10 protein-coding genes, 1 rRNA gene and 2 pseudogenes are annotated in these 11,269 nt (G+C 39.2%); 3 read left to right on the forward strand and 10 right to left on the reverse strand.

Translation table 11 applies throughout. The annotated features are described in order from the left end of the window. Window positions 1-220 (forward strand): hypothetical protein (locus ACQQ6X_RS08765; RefSeq protein WP_305168216.1); only part of this gene is annotated, 220 nt, incomplete at its 5' end. 948 nt (window positions 221-1,168) lie between these two features. Here ACQQ6X_RS08765 and rrf read toward each other — a convergent pair. The 7 genes and pseudogenes from rrf to ACQQ6X_RS08800 form a co-directional block, all read right to left on the reverse strand. Next, a 5S ribosomal RNA gene (rrf, locus tag ACQQ6X_RS08770) occupies window positions 1,169-1,286 on the reverse strand. A 281-nt stretch (window positions 1,287-1,567) separates the two neighbouring features. Then, a complete protein-coding gene (locus ACQQ6X_RS08775; protein ID WP_305168217.1) occupies window positions 1,568-1,903 on the reverse strand; it encodes an EthD domain-containing protein in 336 nt (111 codons plus the stop codon). 479 nt (window positions 1,904-2,382) lie between these two features. Next, window positions 2,383-2,662, reverse strand: a pseudogene (locus tag ACQQ6X_RS08780) (ArsR/SmtB family transcription factor). A 463-nt stretch (window positions 2,663-3,125) separates the two neighbouring features. Then, entirely contained in the window at window positions 3,126-3,497 is a 372-nt protein-coding gene (locus ACQQ6X_RS08785) for a hypothetical protein (protein ID WP_305168218.1), read from the reverse strand. A gap of 589 nt (window positions 3,498-4,086) precedes the next feature. After that, a pseudogene (locus tag ACQQ6X_RS08790) lies at window positions 4,087-4,433 on the reverse strand (winged helix-turn-helix transcriptional regulator). 160 nt (window positions 4,434-4,593) lie between these two features. After that, entirely contained in the window at window positions 4,594-5,340 is a 747-nt protein-coding gene (locus ACQQ6X_RS08795; RefSeq protein ID WP_305168219.1) for an SDR family NAD(P)-dependent oxidoreductase, read from the reverse strand. A gap of 175 nt (window positions 5,341-5,515) precedes the next feature. Next, window positions 5,516-5,980 (reverse strand): HAD-IA family hydrolase, encoded by a 465-nt coding sequence (locus tag ACQQ6X_RS08800; RefSeq protein WP_305168220.1) that lies wholly within the window; start codon window positions 5,978-5,980, stop codon window positions 5,516-5,518. Window positions 5,981-6,189: 209 nt separating this feature from the next. Between ACQQ6X_RS08800 and ACQQ6X_RS08805 the strand changes: the two genes are divergently transcribed. Then, window positions 6,190-6,831 (forward strand): recombinase family protein, encoded by a 642-nt coding sequence (locus ACQQ6X_RS08805; RefSeq protein WP_305168221.1) that lies wholly within the window; start codon window positions 6,190-6,192, stop codon window positions 6,829-6,831. A 491-nt stretch (window positions 6,832-7,322) separates the two neighbouring features. Here ACQQ6X_RS08805 and ACQQ6X_RS08810 read toward each other — a convergent pair whose 3' ends face one another. The 3 genes from ACQQ6X_RS08810 to ACQQ6X_RS08820 form a co-directional block, all read right to left on the reverse strand. Next, the gene (locus tag ACQQ6X_RS08810; protein ID WP_305168222.1) at window positions 7,323-8,186 is read right to left on the reverse strand and encodes an aldo/keto reductase; all 864 of its coding nucleotides are present in this window, start codon (window positions 8,184-8,186) and stop codon (window positions 7,323-7,325) included. Window positions 8,187-8,242: 56 nt separating this feature from the next. Beyond that, window positions 8,243-8,506, reverse strand: a complete 264-nt coding sequence (locus ACQQ6X_RS08815; RefSeq protein ID WP_430493564.1) for a hypothetical protein — start codon at window positions 8,504-8,506, stop codon at window positions 8,243-8,245. Between the two features lie 334 nt (window positions 8,507-8,840). After that, complete coding sequence (locus ACQQ6X_RS08820) at window positions 8,841-10,025, reverse strand: M20 metallopeptidase family protein (protein ID WP_305168224.1); 1,185 nt, start codon at window positions 10,023-10,025, stop codon at window positions 8,841-8,843. Between the two features lie 269 nt (window positions 10,026-10,294). Here ACQQ6X_RS08820 and thyA point away from each other — a divergent pair, with 269 nt between their 5' ends. Further along, window positions 10,295-11,170 carry a thymidylate synthase gene (gene thyA, locus ACQQ6X_RS08825; RefSeq protein ID WP_305168225.1) on the forward strand — a complete coding sequence of 292 codons (876 nt, stop codon included), beginning with the start codon at window positions 10,295-10,297 and terminating at the stop codon, window positions 11,168-11,170. The last annotated feature ends 99 nt before the right edge of the window (window positions 11,171-11,269 follow it).

Here is an 11,269-nt window from a genome sequence, read left to right on the forward strand (position 1 = left end):
ATGTATTAGGCACGCCGCCAGCGTTCGTCCTGAGCCAGGATCAAACTCTCCATTAAAGACCAACCGAAGCTGGTTTATCGAAAGAGCGATTAGCTCATTTGAAACTGACGAGATAAAATATCTCATGTTTGATTTTGCGAACAAAATCAGTTTACTCACTCGTTGTTCAGTTTTCAAAGATCAATATTTTCATTCGGCTTTTCTTGGGCCGGATAAATAATATATCATACTTTGGCGATTCATACTACTGGTAAATAATAACTCGTAGATGATCTTCTGAATTTTTTAAGTTCATCTAGCCGTTACATCATGGCCAATCTTACGGCTAGATTAATAATATATCACTTAGGTTTGCTGATTGCTACATGAAAATTAGACCAATTAATAAGTGACTTATCAAAATCATTTCTATTACTATACTCCTCATACTTTCGAATTTTTTCTTCATTATATGTACTGTTAATCTTTGGCCAAATCTAATGCAGCCGAAAGATGCTTTTCATGTACAGCAGTTAGGATTTTATGATTTTTTTGGTAGCTTGGTATTTGGCCGACACACAAACATAAGCTATATCTACTATATATGCCTCCTCCTTTCAATTCCAAAGCAGTGATTAATATTGAAACGTTCCAATAATTATTTACGAACATTTTGGAACGTAAAATAGACAAATTAGGACCGTTCCTAAAAGTATGCTTTTAGGAACGCCACATTTCCATTAATAATTGAAACAAATTCAATACACAACAAAAAGTAGCTCCTTCAGGCAATGCAGGAGCTACTTTTTGTTACCTTGCTACTGTTGTCATTCAACTAACGTTTCCCGTTAGCGTAATCGTCACTTAGTGTCGAATCAAAAATGCTCTTGGCTAGTGGTTGGCTACTACCAGCCCTCACAGCGGACTTCACCGCCTAGGTAATCGCTATGCGTTGCACACAGCAAAAAACACTGCCGAATTGTCGGCAGTCAGAGTGTCGAGAAAGTCCAACGGACTTTCCGGCACTTTATTTTTTGTTTGGGGAGACTCAACTTTTAAAACAAAAATCGATTTAAAACGATCTGAGGACCCATTTTTATTTGATCAAAATGACCATTTTAAGCCTCATTAAAAAAACAGGGGGTTTCTCGACAGCCTGACTGCCGAATTGTCGGCAGTGTTTTTTGTTGCTTGGCGGCGTTCTACCTCTCCCAGGACCTTTCGGTCCAAGTACCATCGGCACTGGAGAGCTTAACAGTCGTGTTTGGGATGGGTACGCGAGGAACCCCTCAGCCATCACCACCAAGCAAGCGTTGTGCAAAAAACGTTACAGCGAGAAATTAGCTGCACTTTCTCAGCGTTTCAAGAGTTATCTTTAAAAAACTGGGTACGAAACAAATCTGCATTTTAGCCCCTGCTTATTCTTCGAGGTGAAATTGGATAAGCCCTGGACCGATTAGTACCTGTCAGTTTCATGCAGCTGCACTTCTACCTCAGGCCAATCATCCTCGACTCTCTGCTTGCTCCCGAAGCCAAACAGTTGATTCTCTCATGCCGTTGGCGGTGATGTTATGGAGGGTTCACAAAGTTAGATCACTGTTTTTTCTTCTGCGACCATGATACCGACAGAGCTGAAGTCAATGAACTTCTTTTCGTCGGGTTGAACTTTTTGCAGGTAGTTGTCCGATGTGAAGAGCGCATCATGGTCGGCCCAACTGTCGAACCAGATTTCAGTAAGCCCATTATACGCGGGTTGTGGATAGCCCTCGGCGGCAACCGGGTGAGACACCACATATTTTCGGACATACTTCTTGGCTTCTGGGATCGAGGAAAATAGAGGAGCGTGGTTATGTCGATGATATTCTACGAACTCATCGACACTCATCCCCTCGATCCGATTGATCATATATACGAACTTTATCATATTGTTTTCCACCTTTCTGTAATAGAGACTCATTCATTGTGGCTGTTGGTCAGCTCTGTTTCAATTACGCACCTTTAGGCGCTTAGATCATCAGTCATCCCAAAATCCTCGGTACAGCCGCTTTTACATCCTCGGTCATTTCCATGACACAAGTCAGCTAAAAAGAACTTACTAAAACGCAAATATCGTTTCGTTATCCTGTTTTCAAGGATCAATTCAGTTTCTTTGAAACTGCAACCTGTGTGAATTTCGGTCCAACCTATCCAAACGGATGAAATGAAATTCAGACAGATTAGTTTGAGAGTTGAACTCTCAAAACTGAGCAACGAGTGAATAACAGACCTAAACCTGATTTAGTTCCTCCGTAAAGTCTCATTCTCATTACTCAGTTTTCAAAGATCAACTTCGTTTCTCGTTAAAGACTTCTGTTCGAATAAATTATTATATTTCTAGAAATATAATAATAATATCAAAAAAATTTACATCACCAGATAGGGCGCATATTTTTCCGCAACTCTGCGATTAATGCTGTAATAAATAAATGTTCCTTCTTTTCGTGATTGAAGTAATCCGCACTCCGACAACTGCTTCAAATGATGCGATAATGTGGAGTTGGCGACGTTTTTCAACTTCTCTCCCATCGAGACGCAGCATTGTTCCGGTTCGCTAGCAAGGAGTTGGGACAATATTGAGCCGCGTCGGCTCTCCGAGCGCTTTATATACTTTTACGGCTTCGAGCGTCTCCGAATTGCTCTCCATGTACATTTCCCTCGCTTTCAGTTTATAATTCGTTATTTCTAGTAATATGAAAATACGATAATGTATTTTTTCTTATTTGTAAATCCCTATCCGAAACAATTTATTTAAACGTGATGGATATGGCTATGGTAAATCATTGCTCCATCAAGTCCACCAGTTGCTCTGGCATTCCGACGAACTAATGATGGCCTCCCACTGCCGCCACATGCTGGTTAAGCCGCTATTGTGCTATCCTGCCTCGTATCTCGTCCATTAACAATTAAATATTGACAAGCTATTAGCTGGAATAGCGCAACGAAGGCAGCCGATCTTTGTGGCCGGCTGCCTTCGGGTCATCATTAAACTATCGTTTCCCGTTAGCGTAATGGGTTCATTGTCATTAGCCTCAACCGCTTACCTGTTTGCTCAGACTCCTGGCAACAGCTGGGGCATGATGCTTTTGCCATAATCCAAGACGTACTTATTAATCCTCTGAGACACGTTTTGTGTCCTTAGTTTTGTAGTGCACCTTGTTAATTACGAAGTAACCTGTACTAGAATATTGCTCATCACTCGAAAACATCAACGTAAAATTCTGCCCAACTGTATCGGGTCCTTCAACTTTTGTAAAACTCATTGCCCATAAGTGATTCATTATCTTTTCAACAACTAATGAATCATGTATTTGTATTTTGTTCCCGTCACCGAATAGCACATTGATCTGTTCAGGGACAGAAAGTGATTCCGCGACGTTTTCTTGAACTTGCTTGGTAACAGTTTGCTGTTTTGAACACGAAGTTATTAGAATTGATATTAAAACAACGGTAAAAATTGTGGATATCCACATCCTCATCATATAACACCCCCAATGAATATGAAGCTTTATATGATTGTTTAGTTGCGGTGCTCACTCATCCACTAACTTGCCCGTTAGCTTAATGAACTAGTGCAGTGAAATGTAGTTTGAAGCTTATCTAACGGATTATGTTCTTGTCCTTTACGGCAATCGGTACAAGTTCTTGTCTTTGGTTCGGGACAAGAACTTGTACCGATAAAACAAAAAAAGCCGCTAAAATAGCGACTTCCAATGGGACCATGTTCTTGTCCCCCGACACTATATTATTAGTTAATAATTAAATGGTTCTTGTCGACAGATGATGATTTGATCATATAACAAATACGGCTCGCAACCCTTTTTGGATTGATACGTATTAACAAAATCCTTATATTCACTTTGTATTACAATTCTATTTATAACTTTTTCTAATATCATATAGACTCCTCCTAAACTAAGAACTTCTTTCGGCTAACGTCTTATCTACGAACTTCGTAAATAACTTCATATGTAGAGTATTCTTGGCTCTGGACAAGAACTTGTACCGATAAAACAAAAAAGCCGCTAAAATAGCGACTTCAAATGGGACTATGCTCTTGTCCCCCGACAGTTAATCCAGATACAAAATCTCAATCTCGCCCGGAGCGAAGGATTGCTCTGCGTAATTCCCCCCCAATCACAAAGCGATCTCAAAATGGGTTCAAGTGATTGACCCAGTTCCGTCGTTGAATATTCCACCTTAGGCGGTACCTGATTGTACATCTTTCTGCGAATTAATCCGTCTGTTTCCAGTTCCCGAAGAGTTTGAATCAGCATCTTTTGCGATATATTATGAACGAGTCGCTTAAGCTCTCCCGTCCGTTTAGGTCCTTTTATTAAATAGTACAGAACAAGCCCCTTCCACTTTCCTCCGATAACCTCTAGTGTAACTTCCAGTTCACAGAAAAATGTTTTCATATCAATGCACCATCTCCCGATCTAAGAATATCCCCTTCATGTATCGCTTGATCCTTCAAGGATCACTGAAGGAAAAATTGAACGTTACATGGAGGGGATAATACAATCGCATTTAAGTTGATTTAAAAATCTTTGTCGTTTGAAAATTATTATGTCCTGGTTAAACTTGAGCTACTCCGCCATCTACGAATAATTCAACGCCGTTCATATAGCTGCTTTCATTAGAGGCTAGGAACATGACAGCATTGGAGATCTCTTCAACCTGCCCCACTCTGCCGAGCGGAATATCATTTTTTGCCTGTTCCAGGAAATGATCTAGTTCAGAGCCAAATAACTCATCGTACGCCGGCGTTACGACTGTTCCCGGACTAAGGATGTTTATACGAATTTCGGTCCCTCTCATATCAAGAATCCAGCTGCGGACGAGCTGTCTGATCGCTGCCTTGGATGCACCATAGATACTAAACGCTGGCATCCCCGTCGAGCCAGCAGTGGATCCCGTTAGAATAATCGAACCTCTTTTATTTGGGAACAAAGCTAATGCCTTTTGTACTGTAAAGATGGTTCCTTTCACGTTGACATCGAAAGTCTTGTAGTATTGTGCTTCTGTAATTTCTCCTAATGGAAGCAATGACCCTAGTCCGGCATTTGCAAAGAGAATGTCCAAGTGTCCCTTTTCTCGCTTAACTGTTTCGAATAATATATCTAGATCTTCCGATTTAGATATGTCACCTCGGACACCTGTAACATTCTTTCCGATCTGCTTTACTGCTTCATCCAGTTCACGTTGTCTGCGTCCCGTGATAAAAACGTAAGCTCCTTCTTTTACGAACTGTTGTGCCGACGCGAGACCGATGCCGCTTGTACCTCCTGTTACAACTGCTACCTTCCCGTCAAATTTCCCCATTCTATTACACTCCTTTTATAATGATTTATATGGTATAGGATGCTCTGTCTGCCTCATGAACCTCCTATGAACGATAGTATGGGGGAAAAGTTACAAGAAAAACAGTACCCACTTTTTTGTGATATAGTCACCAAAAAGTGATAATTGAGGCGGCACAAGCGTTTGTTTTTACAGCCTAACAGATGGAAGTGAGCTCCATTAAGTTTGAGATTGTATATGTGCTTTTAATTTCTGCCGGACTTATTTGTCCGGTTCTGTTGACCCAACAGGTGTCAATGCCCGACTGAAGACCACCTTTGATATCCGTATTTAATGAATCTCCAATGACAAGCGCATCCTTTCTATTAAATTCTGAAATATGACTTATGACGTAATTGAAAAATTCTCCCTTCGGTTTTTGATAACCAATGCTTTGCGAATCAAAGATATCCTCGAAAAACTTATATAGCCCAGACTGCTTCAAGCGTTTGATTTGCGTGTGAGTGATACCATTCGTGATTACGAACATTCGATGGGTCTTTGATAAGCGATGACAGACATCCATTGCGCCTTCCATAAGCAATTGGTTTCCATCTCCCAACAATTCTCTATACAAACCTTCCCATTCCAAGCCGACCACGATTTCCCCCATTCTCAACATTGTAAAAGAGGGCTCCATTAATTACTCACCACATGATACCACGTATTTGAACTATCCTGCCCGTTAGCTTAATGAGGTCATCAATTTAATATAATTTTTCTGTCCTAAAAGGTGTACCTTTACGGATGCCAGAAATGATCGCTGATTTTTGTCCTTAAAGGGTATTTTTATATTTTATGAATAACCTTTTTAAACAGTGTGAGAATAATATGCGAACACATACGAGAGAATATGGATATGCCCGCGTATCAACTAAGGATCAGAATGAAGATCGGCAGCTGACAGTTTTGCAGGAGCAGGGGATTCCCAATGAATTCATTTTTATTGATAAGGTAAGCGGTAAAAATTTTGATCGTCCGGAATATCAGTTATTGAAACGTGTGCTTCGGGAAGGTGATACACTGTTTGTAAAATCAATTAACAGATTTGGTCGAAACAAGCAGGAGATTTTAAAAGAGTGGCAGTGGCTGATTGATGCCCATATTAATGTAGTTGTCACCGATATTCCTATCTTGGATACACGTAAGTACAAAGAGCTTGAAGGAGTCGGGCAGCTGATTATGGACTTGGTGCTGCATATCTTAAGTTGGCTGGCTGAAGAAGAATGGAATGATATTAAGCAGGCACAATCTGAAGGAATCGCAGCAGCTCGAAAAAAAGGAAAACACTTGGGCAGACCTCCAATCAATTTAGCTACGATGTCGTCAGGACAACGCGCTATACTGGAAGAAGAATATTCTAAATGGAAATCTGGAGAATTGACAGGTGTAGAATTGATGCAGCGGTTAGATTTGAAAAAGAATACTTTTTATAAAATAATTAAAGAATATGAAGAAAGGGTGACGTATTGATTATACTCTTTGCTGATACGATTGCACAGCCTGTGTGCATATAGCCGTTGATTTCGTTTGTATTTTTATTATTGTCCTAACGGTTCGCAATTTCAGTAAAGAGAAGCGCCGCGCCAGGTAACTAGAGGAATTTATGCAGAGAATTATAAACAAGTAGAAACGTGGTTGATTCACATAGAAAGCTACAGCAAAATTTCGTATGACTATTTTTCTAGTCACCCGTCTATGCCGATCTGGTCCGTATTGATCCGTTCGACCGGCAAATTTAAAGCGCAGTGATCGGTACGTTGGACGCAATGTATTATTGAATGGATTGAGACGAAACCTGCAACAATCACATTATTACAGATGTCGGGTAATATTTTTCACAAATGTGCTAAAAAAAATAAAAGTGCTATAATATAGCGCTTTTTAAACAGATACTTTTTTATTAAATAGCAACATAATTATTTTATAACTGGAGCTTCCATAGGATTAATACCACTAGTTGCCTAAGCTAATTGTTGATTTTGATTTAAACTATTTAAAAGATCCATATCACTGTTAGAAATTTCAAAATCAAACAAATCCAAATTTTCTCGAATACGTTCTGCTTTACTACTTCTACTTAATATTCCATAGCCACGTTGTAGAGCCCATCGCAATAATACTTTTGCCTCAGAAACATGAAGTTTATCAGCAATTTCTTTCCTGATCAATTGACATTCTTTTTTTGCATCCGTAAAAATATCTCCTCCTTGTTCTTTTCCAGTTCTCAAAGTTGAAAGCGGAGCGAGCGAACTATATGCAATCGGAGCAATTGAATTTTCACTCATGTAACTGGTCAGTTCGACTTGAGTACATAAGGGATGAAATTCGATTTGATTTGCTTCAGGAGCGGTGAGCCCTGCATCAAATATTTCTTTAATTGTTGAGATATTATAATTAGATACCCCAATATGTTTCGCCAAGCCTAATTTTTTCAATTCTTCTAGTGCCGTCCACTGTTCTAATCTAAGTTCGGACAAAGGAGCGTGTATTAGATAGAGATCCACGTAATCGAGCTGTAGTTGAATTAATTGATTCTTCAGTGTATCCATTGTTTGTTTATAATTTTTCGATGTTATTTCTGACGTTCCAGATACAGGATAAAGCTTTGTGGTCACAAATATTTGTTCTCTAGATACACCTGCTGCTTTTATTCCTCTACCAGTCCCTTCTTCATTTCGATATATTTCTGAAGAATCAATATGTCTAAAGCCAGCTGAGTTGGCCTCCCTTACACTAAATTCTTCCTGATCATTAGATAATTGGTAGGTGCCGAAACCAACAATAGGCATTCCAATTCTACTACGTGTTGTATTAGACAAAGTCATTTCACAGGACTCCTTTAAAATTTATAAAATTAGAGATCATCAATTCATTTTGAATATTAGGTTGGGTTCTTAAATGAATTAGAACTGTTTACCATACTTAAATTCTCTCTTTTTATTGAATTCGTTTTTTCTATAACTGCCTGTTGAAGATTAATATTATAATAGCCGCATATATCTAAAATACGAATGACTACATCCGCTAATTCTGAAGGTACGCCTTCAAGTTTCCCGTCTTCACTATAGTAATTTTTGTAAATTTCTCTTCCTTTTCTAACTTCTTCGAGAGCTTCAGACAACTCAGAATGACATAACGCAATCATTGTGCCAAACTCTCGCTTTTCCTCCCACCACCCATGTTCTTTTACTTGTATAACTTGGCGATACTCAATTATGATAAACCTTCTTTACATGAGTAATTAAGCAACCTCATTTATATTTGAAAATCTCCTTATTTTAATTTTATACCATTCTGAAATAATGTTCATAAAACGTATGGATTTTAAAAAAGCTCTTGTTTACATAGAAGTATAAGCCTCTCTTCTATGGCTATTGTTCCAATTCAACCATCTTGTATAGGAATGAGATAAAAAATAAGCAGATCATTGATCTGCTTATTAAAAGCAAAAACTCTTTAAATTTTACAAAAAAGTGTTTTCATTCTTTTTTATCGGAAAACTCCAATAAGAATTGGTGTAAAACAGATACCGACTTCCATAATACCGTTTCGTCTATATCAAATTTCCCGTTATGCAGAGGATAGGCTTTTTCTCCAGATTTCTTAGCCGTGAAGATAAAGAAGATCCCTTTTGCATAATCAAAGTAGTATGCTGCACTGTCGCCTGACAAATATTCCGTCGTTACCAATCTACAATGTTCCCCCCATACCTTCACTCCAGCAGCTAAACCTAAATCGACCAGCTCATCATCATTGATAATAGGTGGTACCGGTTGCTGATCAATCTCTACCTCGATGGTTAAATTAAATTCTTCTTGAATCTTTTCAATGTCCTTTAAAAATAGCTTACGCAGACAATCGTAATCCTTCATACGACACGCACGCAAGCTTCCTTCCAGTACGGTTTCGCCAGCAACAACATTTTTTGCCGTACCGCCGGAAATGGTTCCAATTCCTAAAATAAATGGTGAAGAAGATTGATAGGACTGGTTTAATTTTGTTATGGCTCTTATGACCTCTCCAGCTCCAGCGATGGTATCAGCGCCTTCCTGATAACTGCACCAATGACTCGCTTGTCCCTTTATTTTGATCTTCACAGAACCTATTGCAGCAGAAGAAGCACCGCGATGAAGCTCAACCCCAGAAGGTGCATCATTGACATAATGAAACATAGTAAAGTAATCTACTTTAGGCTGCTCCATCACTCCCCCGTCCAACATTAATTGAGTGCCCTTACCATTCTCTTCTGCCGGCTGAAAAATAAATTTCACATTCACCGGTAAATGCTCGCGATACTTCAAGCATAACTTTGCTAAGACAAGACCCGAAGCAACAATAGCATCATGGCCACAAGCGTGCATGACCCCGTCTTTCTGTGATTTCCATGGCAAATTATTTTCCTCATTAACTGCAATGGCATCCATTTCTGCTCGAATAGCGACCGTCTTACAGAGACTTTGTATATTTTCAGGCGCCCAAACCATTGCTGTTACTCCGTACTCTCCAACGCGACTCGTTTGTAAGCCCAATTTTTGGAGATACTTCTCAACATAATCGGCAGTTGCTTTTTCTTCCATGCTCAATTCCGGAAAAGTGTGAAAATGTCTTCTCAATTCAACGATTTCTTGCTGATAGCTATCATAAAAGATTGTATTTACTACCATATTTAACTGCTCCCTTTCTAAAATCAAATGCTAAACATTTTTGTTACATGTCGAAATATTCTTTTTTTATTAGATTTTCAGGATCAACATTCTTCTTTGAGAGCTTCTGATAATTCGGAATGACACAACTCCTTATGAATTAAATGTTTTGATTATATAGTCATTTATAGCATCACTCGTTACACAATGACAAACGGATGATTTTTTAGAGCTGTTTGCCTCCTGTGTTATAATGGGGATCGATCTATCGAAATAAAAAGGGTGATTGGATGATTAACTATACAGGATTCGATAAGACTTATCGTGATGTAGTAATGGATATTATTGAGAACGGTACGGATCAAGACCCTGCTTTGGTTCGTGCAAAATATGCAGATGGCAGTCCTGCACCAACTAAGTTTATCCAAGGAGTCAACTTTAAAGTTAAACCTGAAGACGGGATACCAATCTTGCGCTCAAAGCGAGTCTTTCAAAAAACACCTTTGGTCGAACTAGAGTGGATTTGGCAGGAGCTATCAAACGACGTAACCTGGCTTCAAGACCGCAAATGCAAGGTCTGGAACGAATGGGCCAACGCAGAAAATACGATTGGCAAAGCTTATGGCTATCAACTTGCCAAAAAATGTCGTAAAGTTTCTTGGCAAGAAGAAAAGCTAAATCAAGTGGAATATGTACTTTATCAGCTTGAAAAAAACCCTGGTTCACGTAGGATTATGACCAGTCTCTGGGACGTTGATGAACTGGACGAAATGACTTTGGAGCCTTGTGTCTGGGCTACAAGTTGGAAGGTAAACAATGGTGTGCTTGATTTACATGTTAAGCAAAGATCTGCCGACATGGCTTTAGGTCATCCGTTTAATGTCTACCAGTATGCAGTATTGCACAGATTAGTCGCTAATCAATGCGGCTATAATTTAGGCACACTGCATTGGTGTATCGACGATGCCCATGTATACGACAGACACATTGATATTTTAAAAGAACAACTATCTCAACCTATTCCTGAATGTACTCCCACACTGATTCTTCCAGAAGAATTCGATAAAAATGGAAAAAAGCGCTCTTTCTTTGATCGTAGATTGTCTGAAGTCAAGCTGATTGACTATGAACATAACGGTATTTTCAAGTATCAAATAGCTGAGTAACTCATCCATGACGTTGTTTCAGCTTCCGTGCTACTTTTATAAAAAGGCGCCACAGGGTTAAGTGACCCTGTGGCGCCTTTTTTAACTTTAGAATAATTA

The sequence above is a fragment of the Paenibacillus ottowii genome (assembly GCF_050516475.1).
GTDB classification, from domain to species: Bacteria; Bacillota; Bacilli; order Paenibacillales; family Paenibacillaceae; genus Paenibacillus; species Paenibacillus ottowii.